Consider the following 17,572-nt stretch of genomic DNA (forward strand, 5'->3'; position numbering starts at 1 on the left):
CCCTTTGCTTAAGAAACTACTTAAAGTTTTTGTTTTAAGTCGTAGCCTTTATCAGCAGCCAACACCTTGAGAGGGCTAGTTCTGACCCTATTAGCGTAAACTAATAGGGTGTAGTCAAAAACGGTTTTTGGATACGAACAACAAGCTCAATCCCACAATAATATTGAAGGCAAATCATTGTTAGCCAGACGCAGCAATTGATAACCAATTCCAGATATACCGGGTAAAAAGCCAGGATTAAATACAGAATTGGGTAAGTTGGGGAACAGTTGATAAGCTCCAGTTCGCTTGGCTCTAGCCACAACATTTGTTGCATTCTGGTGAGCAATTTGATGCCAATCAGGACGGGAACAGATTTTTGCACCGACTAACAGCACTTCCGCTCGACCGAAGTTACCACAGCACAAGTGATCGATCGCCTGTAAGCCAAAATTTTGAGTAGTTTGGAGAGCAATTTCAATTTCTTGTTGAATTTCCGGCGTTTCCACGATTCTCAAACTGCCTAAGCGTCCCAAACCAATGCCGGCTGCACCATGACACCACTTATTTGCAAAGTCGGGTTGTCCTGGTTGTCCCATTCTGCGGAAGTCGGGCCAGTTGGCGGTGGACTGGCAAAAGACGCTACGCTCATACTCAATTCCTGCTAAACCTGCTGCTAAGTACTTGTCCTCTGAGGTGGCGGCATAAAGTCTGAGCAAGGCATAGGAGATGCCTGCGGCTCCATGAGAGAAGCCAGTTAAAGGCTTGTCCCAATAAGTATGCCAAGCTTTGGGCGCACCATTGTGGCTAACTTGACGGTTGATTAAATGTTGTCCACAGGCGATCGCTTTTTCTAAAACGGTTGCTTCTCCTGTGGCTTGATGCAGGGATAATAGCCCTAAAATTGCCCCTGCTGCTCCACTCATAATATCCAAGTGTTCGTCGGCAGCAATTAGTTCTGGTGTCATCAAATCGGCTAATACTTGAGCCTCTGATAACAGCGTTGCATCGTTGAGAAATTGACTAATTTTCACCAGGCTATAGATCATTGACCCTAAACCTGTTGCACCCCCAACGCCCATGAAACGAGCCATGCGTTCCCAAGTTTCGGGATCGATGGTGTGGATTTGGCGACGCAGAGATTGCACTGTCCTCAATGCTAAATCGCGGTAACGGGAATCTCCAGTTACTTGACTTAGTGCGGCTAAAAACAGGGCAACTCCAGAGCGTCCGTCAGAGAGACAATTATTCAATACTTGCAGTTGATATCGTTCAGCGCGAGGCACAAAGTCTAAACCAATCCAGTTAACGCTGCCATCAGGGTCAGAAATGGCTCTAGTTTCCAGTTGAGTGGCGATTTCTTTGGCTTGGGCAATCAATTGTTCCGAATTCAGCAACGGTAACGATTCGCTTTGCCATTGCCCACCTTGGCGGCTGTAGGTGGTTGCAATCTTAGCATCGAAGGAGCCTTGAATAATCGCTACTTGTCGAGCTAAGTCGGTTTCATCTAGAGATTGTAACTGGTTGAGCAGGTCTTGATAACTGGATTGCTTGAAGTAGTTGGGAATGGTTGATGAACCGTTTAAACTCAGTTCATCAACCACCGCGCTAGCCGTGAAGAAAGGAATATCCAATTGTTCCATTGCTCGGAGTTCTGCGCTCAAAACAGGGAAGGCGTTCGGTCTATTTTGAGCAACTAGAAAAGCACGACTGAGAACATCGAGTTGAATACTGTAATCTACGCCGTGTTTGAGGTAATCGGGTGCTAAAGCTTTTTGGAGGATGATGCCATAGATGCGGGTGTTGCGGAAGATAAAGCGCACCTGCTGATTTTGCATAGCAGATAGCAAACTTTGGCGTGAAATTAAGAAATCTTTGTGCGCCATCAAAAAGCGATACATCTGCTCAAACCCAGTGGTGATTTGCTGCTGATAATCGTTTGGAGATAGAACAACTTCACCCAAAAACGGCACATTTTTTCCCATCGGCAAGGTTACAGACTCAGAGGACAGATGCATATTATCTGTATTAATATTCTGCCAGCGCGGCACTTTCCGGCGAGATAGTCGGGGATCTGTGCTGCCTAGACCGCTAATATCATAAGCGACACTGCGATCGCCACTAAAGTCCCAACGCGGTAAAAGTCCGGTGCGGAGTACGGAATCCCAAAATTGTTGTGTGGCGGTTGTTTCTAAATCTTGGGTAAGCGGTGAGTCTTCAATGAGATTCGGTTCGTGGTGCAGCAACGTTTCCATATCAATCAGCACCAGATGTTCGCCATTGGCAATTAAGTTTTCGTAATGGCAATCTGTGGCTCTGAGGGCATAAAGCACACACAATAACATCCCAGAACGCTGATAGAATCGTTTCGCAGCTGCTTCATCCACACAAGGCAACTGTTCAACATGTTCTACCCAACCGTAACCGTTGCGTTCCAGTACTTGAATTATTTTAAAATCTAAAAGATTGCTGTGTTGATTGCACCAATCCAAAAATTGGTTAAAGACAACCTCTAATCCTAAATCTTTGGGTTTATAAACAAGTTTAAGTCCAGACTCAAAGGTGAGCAAAATCACCGTTCGTCCGCGTTTGTGTGGATCGGAAATGGATGTTTGAATTTCAGCAACTTTGTTTTGAGAAAATGGGACAATTCTTTCATCAAAAGTTCGTTGAATATCTGTCCTATCTGCAACTAAACGTTCGAGAAATTCAGCAGTAAACTCAACCCAAAAATTGACTGCTGTTGCCACTAACCGACCGAGAACTGGATACTTCTGGAAGAAGGTTAGCATTCCATCTTCTAGGAGTTGATTAACGAACTTAATGTAGTGAGTATTATTATTTTCTGTTTCCAGCCCCAGCAAACCGAGCAAACTTTGACCAAAGGGACGCACCTGAGAAAATTCAAAATCTAATGTCTTTATGCAAAGTCCTGCTAATCGTTGCAGTAGACCACGTTCTAAAGAACTGTAAGCGTCGTGGGAAAGAATCGATAAGGGAAGAGACTCGTGGGTGAATTGACTGCCGCACCGAGTTAGTAATTGCTGTCTAGCTACCAAAATAGCAGGCAAAAGGATATCTTCAAAGGCGATCGGATTTTGTGAATCGATTGGTAGAAATACTTCGGTTGCAGAATTGAATCCTGTAGCGGTTTGGATGATTTGCTGTAAGGTTTCTGCCCACTCAGGCAAAGGTCGATCGCCAAGCAACTCGATAGTTCCCAATTTGGAACTAACAGTATCGAGGTCTAGCCCTTCCCACTGTAAGCGTTTGTGCAATGTATCCAATTTACCTTCTGCTGCAACTTCGCACCAGCGATCTCTACGACGGTTAATTTCTTGTTCGTTGACTCGATCGCCATTAATTGCAAATCTGCTTTCATCAAGGCGTTCCCAGATAAAGCTAGCATTGGCTGCGATCGCCCTGAAATTGTCTGATATTTTCTGTTGAGATAAGCGAACAACTTGTTGAACCATAGCTAGATTTCTGATATTGGGAGTTAAAACAGAAGAATCAATGGGATAAGGCAGAAGGTAGGAGTCAGAATTATATTTTCTTAAAGTTACGTGAGTTCGATGAACCTCTCCCTCCCAACCTCCCTCTCCTACGGGGAAAGGGAGGAGCAACGAGAAATTACGGTTTTGGCTCCCCTCTCCGTGTCGGAGAGGGGTTGGGGGAGAGGTCAAAAAAGGTCTTGTCGAACTCACGTTAAAGTTGGTAAGAATTATGAATGAAATTTCCTCTTTACCTCCATAAAAAAGTAAAGAAGCAATTCAATACTTGTCAGGTTTTGAGGAAAAGGAAAGGGAAAATAAAAAACCTTTACCCTTTAACCTTTACCCTTTCCCCCCTCTTGTAAAAAGCACAAATGCCAAGAGGTCTATACTTTTTTTAACAGCAACCACCGTGTCCACCACCGCAGGAATCGGTATGACATAGTTTGGGCGCACTTTCAGCCATCATCCCGCCGCTAACACTGAGTAATTCTTCTTCGCTCAATTCGTTGGAGTCCACAAAGGTCAACTCTGCCAATATTTGAGCTATGCTTTCGGCTGTGAAAGTATAACCTTTTTCTGCACTGGCAATTAGCAACAGTTTGATGGCTTCTGCTTGGGTAACTGCTGCTTGCATATTCTCGCGTAGTTGGCTATTTTGGAGTAAGCTTTGAATTTGTGACAACATAATTGTATTTTCTCCGAGTTGGTGATAGTAATTGTTAATGGAATTCCCTCATTTTCTTGATTAAAAAAGTAAAGAGGGAACTGTTATGCAGTATCTCTTTGGGCATTGAACCTCAGTATTAGATATGGAAATTATCCAAATTAAAATATTGGAGATGTTGAATCTAAAAAACTCTTTTAGAGAAGCAACCTGACCTGTGGTGGTTACAATGCCAAAGAAAAACAGAAGCCGTTTTTAGCAGCAGCCTGCGTGTCCGCCACCACAGCTAGCTGTATGACATAGCTTGGCTGCACTATCAGCCATCATTCCACCACTAACACTAAGTAATTCTTCTTCACTCAGTTCATTGGAATCCACAAAGGTTAATTCTGCCAGCATTTGAGAAATGGTTTCAACTGTGAAGTTATAACCTTTCTCTGCACTCGCGATCGCTATCACTCTGATAGCTTCTGCTTGGTTAGCTGCTGCTTTTACTTGCTGTTGTAATTGTGCGTTTTGCAGCAATTCTTTAATTTGGTGTAGCATAGGTTTGTTCTCCATTTTTATTGACTTATTTATACGGCAGAGATTGCGCGCTTGTTTGGGGCGGTGTTCTCTGCTTTTCTGATTTGAATTTAGAAAGAAATAGGGGAGAACTAGGGGAAATAGTTACGATTGCGAAAAAATTTTTCAGCACAGATTAATTCGGGAATGACATCGATATCCATCGAAATGCGCGGTGTATTTCTGCCTGACAATTGATTGTCCAGGTTTTACTGTAGATCCTCCCCTTTGGAGTCAACGCCCTTCGGGCAGGGAAAAGGTTAAAGGTTAAAGGGGAAAGGGAACACCATAACTTTAGTTATGGGCTTGAAGTAAAAACGCTTCGCAAGGGTTTGGGGTAAAGGGGAGGGTGGGGCCCCAAGAAGGGGATAAGGGGCAGGGGGTACTGGGTTTGGGATTTAAAACCTTTCCCCTTTCCCCTTTCCCCTTTACCCCGCTTGCGTCACGAAAGCGAACTACTAGATCCATCCAAATTAGTGTTGTAACTGATCCGTTGCGGTCTGCCGATCTCGATATTGTTTGCTTCAAAGGCTAGCCGCACCCGTAAACGGAACTCTCGCCCAACGCGCCATTGTTCCATCGCTGCCGTTTTAATCCAGACGCGCACTAACATACCTGTGTGGGAGAGGTCATCAATGCCTAGCACTTCAGGCAATTCTGGTAGGCGATCGCGCCATTCTGGTTCGCTATACAATTGCTGGGATACTTGCCTGAGAATCTCTAAAACCTGCTTCGGGTCGTTTTCATAGGCCACCACAATCGAAAAGTCTACCCGCGACCAAAGGCGGGTTAAGTTGTTGACATCAGTGATATTGCTATTAGGAATGGTAATTAGCTTACCTTCGCCATTGCGTAGTTGAGTCACGCGCAGGTTGAGATTTTCCACCAGGCCGCTTTTATTCCCAATCTCAATCACATCTCCCACAGCAAATTGATCCTCCAGCAAAATCAAGCAGCCATTGACCAAATCTTTCATCAAACTTTGGGAACCAAGGGAAATTGCAATACCGATTACAGCACCCCCTGCCAAAATTGAACTAGTGGGTACATTAAAAATGTCTAGAGTCCGCAAGATACCGAAGGTAATGAAAACAAAGGTGATTAATCCTTTTAGTGCCCCGGAAACTGTTGCAGCTCGCAGGGCAATCCGTTGCATTTCACTCAAGGGTAGAGAGGGATGGGTTGTCCAGACATCGGTGATGTAGTCAATTAAGCTTTTGCCAATACGAATGACAACACTGATGAAAAACCAAATAATCAGCAGCGCCAGGGGACGGGCTAAAGCGTCAGTCGACCATCTCATCAAGTAGGGGACGCGAGATATGATGACCACAATCCCGATGTACCATACGAGAATAAACGCCCAAAACAGGAGCAAGGTAAGAAAAGAATAGATCCCCAGTTGGCGCTTGAGAGTGAACTGTCGCTGGATGATTTCTAGAAATTGCGATCGCCCATCGGCGATGGTGTGTGCTTCTGGTTCGCTGGTGTCGATTGCCTGAGAGCGTTTGACCGCAGACTGTTTTGCCTCAGCTATATGCTCTTGATAACGAGCTTGCAATACCGTCTGTTTGCGAATTAGAGTTCGCCGCAGGAACCAGAACACAACACTACCCAACACCAAGCCGATGCTGATTTGTAGTGCTTGCCCAACCCGTTGAGACAATACCTGAGGTGAGAAGAGTCGCTCGATGCGTTCCACTTCTGCTTGTAATATCTTTTGCCACTCCTGGGCCAATTCCTCCAGTGTTTTCCCATAGTAGTCTGCATCTGGCTCTGTCACTGTCACCAGCCTTAAAGAATGGGTCGTTTGATCGTCATTGAGCTGGAGGATTAGGCGGTTATTCAGGGTGGCAACAGAAATTATGGGAGTTTGTTTGGCTTTGTTGGCTCTATCGAGCGCTCGCATCAGCCGTTGGGTAATTTCTTCAGCACGTACTTCTACAGGAAGACTTCCCTCTGGCGGTTCGTCGCGATTAAAAACAGTGGGAGAGACAACCTTAAACAAAAGGTTTTTGTCTAGTGGTGAATTCACGTCGGCAATTTCATATTCACCGAGACGGGTGACGCCTTTAGGGGGTTTGTGCGGATTGTTAGAAGCGGCGGTGGGTAACGAGGGCAGTTGACTGTGGGCGATCGCACCCCAGCCAAACACCATTGCGATCGTCACCACAATGATTAGCACAAACTGAATTGTTAGACGCTGCAAGCGATTAAACGAGAGTATAACCATAGAGAACTATTGCCCAACTGAATATTAGTTTCTCAGGAGGGGTTTGAATCCTATAAGTGAAAAAACCTCCTGCCTCCTGCCTCTCTCTGTGCAGGGGTTTTCGGACTTAACGGGAAAAGTCAGATTTAGCAACAACTCCAGACAATCTCAAGGATATCAGCGATCGCTTCGCTCTTTGTCAGGAGGAATAAAACATTGAACCAAACTCAGTCATAGAGGCACGACCCTAGTGGATGGAGAAACTCATGCTGGGTGAATATGGGTGGATATATTAAGCAAAATAAGCTACTAAGTAGGTAGACATAATTAAATATAAAATAAACTCCTAGTTTGTAGTGAGCGATTTATCGTTCAATGCAAGGATTATCAGGACTAAAGTCCTTACTACAAACTTTAAATTTATTTATGCCTGGATACTTAACTACAATAAGCCAGATTGCTTAATCCCGGAGTATTCGCTAAGTCAGTATTGACTATCCAACCATTACCAGATAATTCTCCAGGGAAACTTCTGGAAAGGTCTATTTCTACCCAAATATAATTCTCAGATTTGTATGACTTAACTATATTACCTGTAACCAAGTTCACAAACACAACTGTATTTGGCGAAAGTGTTGTAATAAAAGGTTCTCTTGTACTTGGTTGGCGACGTATAGTTTCCTGTCGTACAATTTGCCGACATACACTGCCAATAGTAGGTTTATTCCATATATTTTGAGCGTTGTTATTCGGCTGACAAAATTTCAGTACAGCAGTTTGAATAAACCCTGAAGTCGGAGCTTTAATTCTGACAAATCTATCTCCACTAACTGGTATATATGCTAAAGTAATCTTTGTTTTTGGCGACAATATTCTGATAGCGTTGGATGATGTTGAAGGTTCTTTGAAAACTGGAGTACTTATTTTAGTTACACGACAACTTGACTGTGAAGAATTAAAGGGAGCCTGTGTGATTTGAGCAAATACAGGTACACTCAGAGCAAACGTAGCAATATTTACTAGAGTAAAAATATACAAGAACTTCTGAAATTCCACGTTTTTTCCTCAACATCACTTACGAAAAACTGTACATTAAATTCGGAACTGATAAACTCTGATATTAAAAGAGCCTAACCAAATTATTTTTAATTATTAGAATATCATATAATGACTTATTACTACTAATTACCAACTACGCGCCATTTCTTAATTATGAATAAATCCAAGAATAGTAAAATATTTGAACAGTTTGTGAATACAGTGATGGGGGTAAAATCTGGGAATAAAGCACAGTCTCTAAACACATCAATAGCTACTACACAAGAACTAGATATCAAGGCAGTTTTAGTTTATACACTAGGGACTATCCTACAAATATTAGTTATGATTCTGGTGTTGTTGGGAATGGAAAAATTAGTAATGCTCATCAATAATTCTTCTTTTCCCAGTTGGTTTAGCACTTTATTGACTGGATTATTTTTTGCTCTATTAAGTATCCGTTCTCGAATTTTTTCTCTTTTAGATAATACCCGTTCTCGTCAGACTTATGACCAGGTAATCAGACCAAGATGGTCTCCTCCACCTTTAGCATTCCCCATAGTTTGGATGATAATTGCTGTTTTACGGGTAATTTCTTCTGTATTGATTTGGCAGCAAATGAATCGCCAGTTTTTAGTGTTGCCTTTAATTTTGTTTGTGGTACATCTGGCTTTAGGGGATACTTGGAATACGATTTTTACTGTCGAACGAAGATTAGGTGCTGCTGTACCTGTAGTTATTTTAGGCCCTTGGTTATCTGCTGTAGTGGTGACGGCAATTTATTGGCAAACTAATCCTATAGCAGGAATGACTTTATCATTTTCTTGTGTGTGGTTAACTGTAGCTGCTGTCTTGGTATTTAGAATTTGGCAATTAAATGGATCTGAGCCATTGTATCCTTTAAAACTAACAATTTTGGATCGATAAATATCTAAAATTAACCATGAGATGAAAGCTAGTACCGCTTTGCGTAATTCGTAATACTTCGGTTCCCAACTCTTGGAGAGGCTGCGCCCGAAGCGTAGCTATGCCGCAGGCTTTACGACTTCGCTACCTCGACTCCGCTCGGCACAAGTCAGGGCAAGACGCTCAGTACAAGTTCGTAATTCGTAATTCCCATTTTGTAAGGGTTTTAGAGGATGTCTGAAAACTTTTTGGTGTTGTATTCGAGACTTGTAGATCCCCCTAAATCCCCCTTAAAAAGGGGGACTTTGATTCCAGTTCCCCCCTTTTTAAGGGGGGGGTAGGGGGGATCAAGCGAAATATTTAATACTTCTCAGACATCCTTTTAGACATTTAAAATGGGTAGCTAATTTACGCCGAACTGTATTAGCAAAAATATTACTTGACTTTGGATTACCGCATTCAACATTCTCTAAAACAATTTTATCTAAATATTTTTTCTTAATCATAAATAATGATAAGCATCGCCAGTTCTAAATAGTGCCGAAAGTAACACCTTGTTGTTTGAGCCACTTTCGGTATGCTATAGAATAGCGATCGCTCGGTAAATGTACTTCTGCTTGCAAATCTAAAGGTAAGCGTCGGGGTTGCTGGGACTCGACAATGGCGATATCTTGACTAGCAACTTGATTTTGAATATCTAGGTAGACTTCCATTTTTAGGTCGCGATCGCTGTTAACCATTAACCAATATTGCACCACGCACTCATCTTCATCAACTGGCGTAATTGTATAGAAGATATTTAAACGCCGATCTCCAGGCCCAAGTTTAAAGTATGCCACTAGCGGACGGAAAATCCGGTAATCGTAAGTGTTAAAAATCAGTGGTGCTGACAGAGGATTACCGGAATTAAAATCTAGTTCCCACAAACCACATTTGAAACTAATCCCATCTGGAAGAGACTCTAATTCATAGTGCGTCAACTCAGGATGACTGGCGTGGGCAAATAATCCCGAATGCAAAATTGGGAAGTGTGCCGGATCGATGAAATTTTCCAGTACTCGCAAAGGGCTAGAGTGATAGTAGTAAGGGCCACAGAAAATCTTCTGATAGGCCGGATCGTACCACTCAGAAAACGGAGCTATGTCTTGTTTTGGTGTCCCTAAACAAACCCAGAGCAGATCGTAACGCTCTTGAATTTGGTAAGTTTTAACACAAGCTTGAGCGGGGGGCGATTGTTCGGGATTAGCGGGAACTAGTACACATTTTCCCTCGCTATTAAAGGCTAAACCGTGGTAAGGACAAACAAGAGTTTCTTTATTAACATATCCTAGAGAAAGACGAGCACCACGATGAGGGCAAAGGTCTTGCCAAGCTAAAACTTTATCGCCATTATGCCAAAGCACTATATTTGAGCCTAATAAGCGCTTGTGCAGAACTGTTCCAGGTTGGAGGTCTTGCGATCGCGCTATTACATGCCAATCATTCAGCAAAATCTGGTCTTGCACCATGAGTATCGACACCAATCAGACAATTTTGGATTTTAGATTTTAGATTTTGGATTGACCCCATAGATAAATCTAGGGGCTTGGGAATTTTAGTGAATCTAGATAAGCGTGTTGGGTTTCGTTCCTCAAACGCCACGTGCTACCCTGCGGGTTCCGCTTTAGCGGTACAAGTCGGGGAACCCGCCCAACGCAGTGGCTCCCCAACCTACAAATATCATAAGTGTTTAACCGAACATGATATAAGTCCTAAAAGATATGCCAACCGAGAATTAGCTCGGAAAAACTTAGGCGATCGCACCTTGCCGATCGCAGATTTGCAAATAGCAATATTTATTTTTATAAATCACGGTGAAAGAGGAAGTCGAACGGTAAATGTACTACCTAGCCCAGGTTGACTTTGAACGTGAATATTACCTTTGTGTGCTTGGGCGATCGCGATCGCAATAGCTAATCCCAATCCCGAACCGCCAGAGGTGCGAGAGCGTAGGCGCAGTCCGCCGTAAGCATCGCGATCTACTCGGTAGAAGCGATCGAAAATTCGCTGTTGATGTTCTGGGGCAATACCAATTCCTGTATCTTGAACTTTAATTATGGCGTAAAGTTCGTTTTTTTCCCAAAAAACCGTGACTTTTCCACCGCTAGATGTCGCTTGAATTGCATTGACAATTAAGTTAGAAATTAAACGATAAAGCTGATCTTCATTTCCCATCACATACAATTTTTCTGAGACTTGCACCTGCTTAGAGAGATTCACCTGAGTCTCTACCGCCAAAAATGCTAATTCCTCAATTAAATCGCTAATGATATCATTCAAACAGCAAAGCTGATATTCTCCTGTTAGTTGTTTTTGGTCTATCTTCGTTAATAACAGCAAATCTCCAACTAATTGTGATAAGCGCCGATTTTGACGTTTGAGTACATCTAAAATTCCATTATTGGCTTTTGGTTCTTGCTGTAACTTGATAGCAGCTTCAATAGTAGAGTACATTGCTGCTAAAGGTGTGCGAAACTCATGGGCAGCATCAGCAGTAAATTGTTGCATTTGTTGGTAAGAAAGATATACAGGTTGCATTGCCCTTCCTGCCAACCACCAACTAGACAAACCAACGAAAATCATGGAAATTGGCAATCCCAATACCAAAGTTAATCTTAAATAAGTAAGATGTTGGTCTAAATCAGTGATACTACGCGCTACTTGTAGATAACCCGAAACCTGGTTTTGAGTATACAAAGGTAAAGTGATTTCGCGGTATCGAGTGCCAGAGTAATCTGTTAATATCTGCCAATTATGTAATGTTGAGGCAATCGGTAACTTGTTAAATTCCATGCCGCCACTGGCAAAAAGTTTTCCTGAGCGATCCAATAAACGGATATAGTAATTAACTGGATTTGCTGCTTCTGTGATTGATTTGTTAATGGATGTTTTTTTAGGCAAACAATTAGTCTGAGCCACACATAATTCTAAATAAAATTCTTTATTCAGGCGTTGTAATTGTCCGGGTTGTCGCCAAGCTGGTTCAATACTTTTATGAAGTGCATTTGCGACTGATTGCAATCCCTGGTCTATGGTTTCATAGTAGGTATGGGCAACCACACTATAAACTCCCAAACTAGATAGCCCTAAAATACCGCCCATGACAAGGGTATACCAAGCCGCAAGCCGCAACCGAGTTCGGTGGAAAATGGGATTGCTTTCCATATTTTTAAACCCTTGCTGAAAGTATTGCTGTCAAGTTAGCAAAAATCAGCAGCATGAATAGATCCGCCGATATATTGGCTACGGTATACACACAAACCCTGGATTTACCCCCCTTAGTCCCCCCTTGTAAAGCTACGGTGTACACACAAGTCCTAAAAACCTACCTTGATAAGACTTTCCTCGTTCCCAGTCGGAGACTGGGAATGCATTCATTGAGTCTCTGACTCAATGTCAGATTGGAGGCAGAGCCTCAACGCGGGGCATTCCCATGCAGAGCATGGGAACGAGACAAAACGAACGAGACAAAACGAGACAAACGAGCTGCGTAGGTTGGGTTGAGGAACGAAACCCAACATTTCCGGGGCTTTGTTGGGTTGCGCTTTGCTTAACCCAACCTACAAATTTTCTTAACTTATAAAGGGGGGAAATAAGAAATCTTGTTCCCTCCCCTTTATAAGGGGAGGGTTAGGGTGGGGTAAAACCCTCAAGAGGTCTAATGTTTAGGCGATAGCCTACACCATAAATAGTTTCAATTAAAGATTCGCTGTCTTCTTCTCCTAATTTGCGTCTCAATAAGCGAATTTGTGCTGCTACTACATTGCTAACTGGTTCTGCACCAATTTCCCAAAGTTGATTGATAATTTGGTCGCGGCTGATAATTTGGTTAGGATGCCTGATAAAATATTCCAATAATTGAAATTCCTTGGTGGTTAGTGAAAATACTTGCTTTTCACCATGAGCATACTCACGAATAACTTGATGAGTGCTGTAATTGAGCGTCAGACAACCTACTTGTAAGCGTCGGGGTTGGACTTGAGGTGTCAGCGTTGCTCCGACGTAAGAGGCTCGCCGTTGTAATGCTCGCAATCTTGCCAACAGTTCTGCCATATCAAACGGTTTAACTAAATAATCATCCGCACCGCTATCTAGACCAATAATCTTTTCTTCCATCCGGTCTTTAGCTGTTAGCATTAATATCGGTAGAGTTAATTGGCGATCGCGCAACCATTTACACAACTCTATCCCCGATACTCCAGGCAGCATCCAATCAAAAATCGCCAGTGTATACTCAGTCCAGCCAGTTTCTAGATATTGCCATGCCTGATTACCATCTAGAAACCAGTCAACTATATATGCCTCATGGCTCAGGACTTGTTTGATTGCTGCACCTAAATCTGCTTCATCTTCAACTAATATAAGCCTCATAGTTTGTCATTTGTCATTTGTCATTTGTCATTTGCAATTTATACCATTTTGGATTTTAGATTTTAGATTTTGGATTGTGAAACATCCATTGGATAAGTGTTTCAGTTTTCCATCTGTAGCAATCATTTTTCACGCTTGGTATTATTTAGGACAAATGACCAAGAACGAACATAACAAAAATTTTCACAATCTCAAATAGAATTGCTATATTGGCAGCAGCAGATGCAAGTTGGTATTATGCCGTGATTATTAATTTAGAATAGGTTGCATCGCTCCTGGAGTGAGACAAGTCTATTTACCAGAGGGAAGCTTTAGTTCGATATTTAATTTGTTTCCTATTTCCATCACATTGTTTGCAAAGTCTGTCATACCTGCGATCGCGCCAGCAGCTACACTAGCAGCAGTTAGTAAAGCTACTAAACGCTTTTTGAGTTTGGGTACATTGCGTTCTTTTTCTGGCTTTTGAATTTCTGCTTCTACATCATCAATATCAATGATAATGTCTTCGCGGGTAATGTCTTTGCTGATTACTTCCGGGAATTGGGCGACAGTTTGGCGCAGGTTGCCGATTAGTTGCAGAATTTCGCTGATGTTTGCGCCGCTTGTTTGGTTGAAGTTAGAGGCTTGCTGTCTGGCGTTGTCTTTGACTTGGTTGGCAAAGTTGCCGATGTTTGCGCTTTGAAAGTTGTTTGTGAATTGAGGATTTTCTGACACAGCATTTGCCTCGGCTTTATTATTATTATTAATTTTAATTTCTCTGCTGACAGCTAGTTTAGCAATATCTCGCATATCTTCGTATGCAGTCCTATCATCTAAATCATTATCTCTTTTTTGTGATTTTCGACGCGATTCTAGTGATTCGTAGCCATCTAAAAGTTGACGCAAATCAAGTTTTAATCTGAGTTTGCCGATGGTGATTGTACTTTCACCCATTGATTCTTGTCCGAGGAGTTCTTGGTAGTCGAGGGGCGGATGTTTGGGATGGTTGGGGACGGGAACCCATTCGGTGATTTCAAGATTGGGGAGGGTTTTGTGGATTTTTTGGAAGACATCGCGGATAATGCCAAGAAATAAGCGGCGGGTTTCTTTGCGTCCGCTAATGGTAATGAAGATTTTTTTGTCTTCGGGATCGGCTTTGATGCGAGCGATGTTGTAGATTTCGTTGTTTTCTTGATATTGCAGCATTACGCCACTGCGCCAATAGATTTGGTTATAAATTTTTTCGTGGCTGATGACGATGAAGCGGGAGATGATGCTTTCGGGGAGAACTTTGTAATGGTATTGAAATTCCAGGGTTTCGCCGTGGAGTTCTGTTTCGTCTGGTTGGTCTTTAGGCAGAAGTCCCGGAATCAGGAATTGTGGTGGTTTACAATCTAGTGCAAAGCAAAGCTCAAATTCTTTCATCAGCCCGATTAGATAGCCGTGACGCTGGGTGGGGTATCGCTTTGGATTGAGGATGCGGGTGAGATCGGCGGGGGTGAAAATGCCTTTGGTTTTAGTTTTGAGGATTTCATCACTCAGGAGCGCGTAAATGCCTTCTGTCACCCAGTTGGGTTTGAGGACGTTGGTATCTTTGAGGATGGGATGATCGCGGAAGTTGAGAACTAAGCCGAGTCGATGCAGCAAGTCGATTAATTGCTCTTGGTTTTGTTCTTCGGGAATCTCTTTTTGGTGGCAGATGCCGATGTAGCGGTTGTAGCTGATGAAGTCTTCAGTCATGGATTCGAGTTTTTGTTTAACCTCAAACCATGTCAGGGGTAAAAGGTCGTAGACTTCTTTGAGGTTGGCGATTTGCTGCAAAATGGCAGTGCGAAGTTCATCAATGCCGATATTGTCTTGGCAAGAGGTTTCGATAATCGCTTGGATGTTAGGATATTTTTCGCGTAATGCTTTGCGGTTGATGTCGAGGGGTTGTTCGTCTTTTTTGTTGCCAACGATAATCACGGGGGACTGTCCGCCGAAGCTTTCGATTAGTTTTAGCCAATATTCGATGCGGTTTTCTTCTTCGCTGGTGCGACAATTACAAACGAGGAGATAGAGGCTGCGCTTAGTCAGAAAAAACTGATGGGTGGCATGATAAATTTCCTGTCCGCCAAAGTCCCAAACATTGAGCCGGATGTCTTTGCTATTCACCTGCACGTTCCAAGTTTCTACATTGAGTCCGTCAGTTTGGGATTGATTTTTATCGTATTTATCGCGGATTAATCGCTCGATCAGGCATGTTTTGCCGACGCTGCCTTGTCCGATGAGCAAGAGTTTGGCTTCGTTGAGTGGACGCACTTCACCGCTACGGAGTAATTGCAAGTAATTGAAAATGTCTTTAACTGAACCAACATCATCAGAAGATCCTAAAATCTCTGGTGAAATAGGAAGCGGATTTCCCCGTAAATCTACTTTTTCCAATTCCGGCAAACTTTCGATCGCCTCTGGAATCTGGGTTATTTGGTTGCGACTGAGGTAAAGCTCCCTGAGATTGGTTAATTTAGCAAGCGCCTCTGGAATCTGGGTTATTTGGTTGCGACTGAGGTAAAGCTCCCTGAGATTGGTTAATTTAGCAAGCGCCTCTGGAATCTGGATTATTTGGTTGTCATTGAGGTGAAGCTGTGTCAGATTGGTTAATTTAGCAAGCGCCTCTGGTATCTGGGTTATTTGGTTGTCATTGAGGTGAAGCTGTGTCAGATTGGTTAATTTAGCGAGCGCCTCTGGTATCTGGGTTATTTGGTTGTCATTGAGGTGAAGCTGTGTCAGATTGGTTAATTTAGCGAGCGCCTCTGGTATCTGGGTTATTTGGTTGTCATTGAGGTGAAGCTGCGTCAGATTGGTTAATTTAGTAAGCGCCTCTGGTATCTGGGTTATTTGGTTGTAACTCAGGTCAAGCTGCGTCAGATTGGTTAATTTAGTGAGCGCCTCTGGTATCTGGGTTATTTGATTATTACTCAGGTCAAGCTGCGTCAGATTGGTTAATTTAGTGAGCGCCTCTGGTATCTCGGTTATTTGATTATTACTCAGGTCAAGCTGCGTCAGATTGGTTAATTTAGTGAGCGCCTCTAGAAGCTGGGTTATTTGGTTGCCACTGAGGAGAAGCTGCGTCAGATTGGTTAATTTAGTAAGCGCCTCTGGTATCTCGGTTATTTGATTGTTACTCAGGTGAAGCTGCGTCAGATTGGTTAATTTAGTGAGCGCCTCTGGTATCTGGGTTATTTGGTTGCGACTGAGGTAAAGCTCCCTGAGATTGGTTAATTTAGCGAGCGCCTCTGGTATCTGGGTTATTTGGTTGTCATTGAGGTGAAGCTGCGTCAGATTGGTTAATTTAGTAAGCGCCTCTGGTATCTGGGTTATTTGGTTGTGACTGAGGTAAAGCTGCGTCAGATTGGTTAATTTAGTAAGCGCCTCTGGTATCTGGGTTATTTGGTTGTGACTGAGGTAAAGCTGCGTCAGATTGGTTAATTTAGCGAGCGCCTCTGGTATCTGGGTTATTTGGTTGTAACTCAGGTGAAGCTGCGTCAGATTGGTTAATTTAGCGAGCGCCTCTGGTATCTCGGTAATTCGGTAGCTCCAGTCAAGCTTGGTCTCATTGATCAATTTAGCGAGCGCCTCTAGAAGCTGGGTTATTTGGTTGCCACTGAGGTGAAGCTGCGTCAAATTGGTTAATTTAGCGAGCGCCTCTGGTATCTGGGTTATTTGGTTGCCACTGAGGTGAAGCTGGGTCAGATTGGTTAATTTAGCCAGTGCCTCTGGTATCTGGGTTATTTGGTTGTAACTGAGGTGAAGCTGCGTCAAATTGGTTAATTTAGCGAGCGCCTCTGGTATCTGGGTTATTTGGTTGTAACTCAGGTGAAGCTGCGTCAGATTGGTTAATTTAGCGAGCGCATCAGGTATTTCAGTTAGCTCTACTCGAATTAAGATAAGTTCCTCTAAATGTAGTATTTGCGTTACCACATCGGGAATGCTCTCTAAAGGATTGCCACTAATATCCAACTTCCGCAAATTAGGCAAACCCAATAGTTCGAGTGGAAGCGTTTTTAAATTGTTGCCTGAAACATTTTGGAAATAGTAGCTTTCTACGTATTCATCACCTTCAACCTTCTTTCCCAAAATCAAAGACTCAAGCTGCTGCAACTTACCAATTTCTACAGGTAACTCAGTCAACTCCTGCCCCGACAAGTCTAACTCTCGCCAACCCTCAGCCACGGCGCGATCTATCAGTACCAATAACTCATCCTGCGTCATAATTCCAAGCAAAAGGGTGAGGAAAGAAGATTGATAAAGACGATCTTAACTGATTAGGGAAAAATGCTACAT

General features: G+C 42.9%; 11 protein-coding genes. 2 read left to right on the top strand and 9 right to left on the bottom strand.

Annotated features, from left to right (window positions below):
- Positions 1-146: 146 nt before the first annotated feature.
- The 5 genes from NSTC731_RS26015 to NSTC731_RS26035 all read right to left on the bottom strand — a co-directional run bounded on the left by NSTC731_RS26015 (position 147) and on the right by NSTC731_RS26035 (position 7,972).
- Positions 147-3,455, bottom strand: a complete 3,309-nt coding sequence (locus tag NSTC731_RS26015) for a type 2 lanthipeptide synthetase LanM family protein (protein WP_445627461.1) — start codon at positions 3,453-3,455, stop codon at positions 147-149.
- A 415-nt stretch (positions 3,456-3,870) separates the two neighbouring features.
- On the bottom strand, positions 3,871-4,161 hold the full coding sequence (locus tag NSTC731_RS26020; RefSeq protein WP_445627462.1) for a Nif11-like leader peptide family natural product precursor: 291 nt from the start codon (positions 4,159-4,161) through the stop codon (positions 3,871-3,873).
- Between the two features lie 234 nt (positions 4,162-4,395).
- Positions 4,396-4,686 carry a Nif11-like leader peptide family RiPP precursor gene (locus NSTC731_RS26025; RefSeq protein WP_445627463.1) on the bottom strand — a complete coding sequence of 97 codons (291 nt, stop codon included), beginning with the start codon at positions 4,684-4,686 and terminating at the stop codon, positions 4,396-4,398.
- Positions 4,687-5,146: 460 nt separating this feature from the next.
- Positions 5,147-6,937: a mechanosensitive ion channel domain-containing protein gene (locus NSTC731_RS26030; protein WP_445627464.1), complete on the bottom strand. Its 1,791-nt coding sequence runs from the start codon at positions 6,935-6,937 to the stop codon at positions 5,147-5,149.
- Between the two features lie 417 nt (positions 6,938-7,354).
- On the bottom strand, positions 7,355-7,972 hold the full coding sequence (locus tag NSTC731_RS26035) for a hypothetical protein (RefSeq protein WP_445627465.1): 618 nt from the start codon (positions 7,970-7,972) through the stop codon (positions 7,355-7,357).
- 156 nt (positions 7,973-8,128) lie between these two features.
- Between NSTC731_RS26035 and NSTC731_RS26040 the strand changes: the two genes are divergently transcribed.
- Positions 8,129-8,881: a TspO/MBR family protein gene (locus tag NSTC731_RS26040; RefSeq protein ID WP_445627466.1), complete on the top strand. Its 753-nt coding sequence runs from the start codon at positions 8,129-8,131 to the stop codon at positions 8,879-8,881.
- 509 nt (positions 8,882-9,390) lie between these two features.
- Here the strand turns inward: NSTC731_RS26040 and NSTC731_RS26045 are convergent.
- Positions 9,391-10,368 (bottom strand): aromatic ring-hydroxylating dioxygenase subunit alpha, encoded by a 978-nt coding sequence (locus NSTC731_RS26045; protein WP_445627467.1) that lies wholly within the window; start codon positions 10,366-10,368, stop codon positions 9,391-9,393.
- Between the two features lie 89 nt (positions 10,369-10,457).
- On the opposite strand from NSTC731_RS26045, the gene NSTC731_RS26050 reads away from it, so the two are divergent.
- Entirely contained in the window at positions 10,458-10,760 is a 303-nt protein-coding gene (locus NSTC731_RS26050; RefSeq protein ID WP_445627468.1) for a hypothetical protein, read from the top strand.
- Here NSTC731_RS26050 and rppB read toward each other — a convergent pair.
- The 3 genes from rppB to NSTC731_RS26065 form a co-directional block, all read right to left on the bottom strand.
- Positions 10,709-12,064, bottom strand: coding sequence for a two-component system sensor histidine kinase RppB (rppB, locus tag NSTC731_RS26055; RefSeq protein ID WP_445627469.1), 1,356 nt, complete (start codon positions 12,062-12,064; stop codon positions 10,709-10,711). The two genes, NSTC731_RS26050 and rppB, sit on opposite strands and share 52 nt — an antisense overlap.
- A 465-nt stretch (positions 12,065-12,529) precedes the next feature.
- A complete protein-coding gene (rppA, locus tag NSTC731_RS26060; RefSeq protein ID WP_445627470.1) occupies positions 12,530-13,270 on the bottom strand; it encodes a two-component system response regulator RppA in 741 nt (246 codons plus the stop codon).
- Between the two features lie 291 nt (positions 13,271-13,561).
- Positions 13,562-17,500: a leucine-rich repeat domain-containing protein gene (locus NSTC731_RS26065; protein ID WP_445627471.1), complete on the bottom strand. Its 3,939-nt coding sequence runs from the start codon at positions 17,498-17,500 to the stop codon at positions 13,562-13,564.
- Between the last annotated feature and the right edge of the window lie 72 nt (positions 17,501-17,572).

It is taken from the genome of Nostoc sp. DSM 114167, assembly GCF_052692655.1.